1 protein-coding gene is annotated in these 535 nt (G+C 46.4%); it reads left to right on the top strand.

All coding sequences use genetic code 11. From position 1 onward, the window contains the following. Positions 1–535 (top strand): SDR family NAD(P)-dependent oxidoreductase (locus tag A3757_RS23255; protein ID WP_231878363.1); only part of this gene is annotated, 535 nt, incomplete at both ends.

Raw genomic sequence — 535 nt, 5'->3', positions numbered from 1 at the left:
AGATATCATGTCAAAAAATATACTTGTAACCGGAGCAAATCGTGGTATTGGCTTGTCTTTCTGTCAGTACTATAAGTTTAAAGGTTACTCGGTGTATGCCGTCTGTCGTGAAGCTAGTGAAGAGTTGTTGTCGTTGGGGTGCCAGATAATCGCAGGAATCGATGTCAGCAAAGCAGAGGATGTGGCTAGACTAGGTGTTGAGCTTCAAGGTGTGAAATTAGACCTTCTTATTAATAACGCCGGAATTCTTCGAGATGAGGTATTGGGGCATATCGACTATGATCAGCTCGAAGAGCAGTTTCGCGTGAATGCATTAGGCCCCTTGCGAGTAACAGAGGCGCTTCTCGGCAATTTGGATAGTGGTGGTAAGGTTGCCATCATCACCAGTAGAATGGGATCCATAGCTGATAATAGCAGTGGCGGTCGCTATGGCTACCGCATGTCTAAGTGTGCCTTAAATATCGCCTCAGTTTCTCTCGCGATGGATCTAGAAGATCAAGGTATTGCTGTCGGAGTCTTCCACCCGGGTCTAGTG

It is taken from the genome of Oleiphilus sp. HI0117, assembly GCF_001635235.1.
This window is presented reverse-complemented; position numbering and strand designations above follow the sequence as displayed.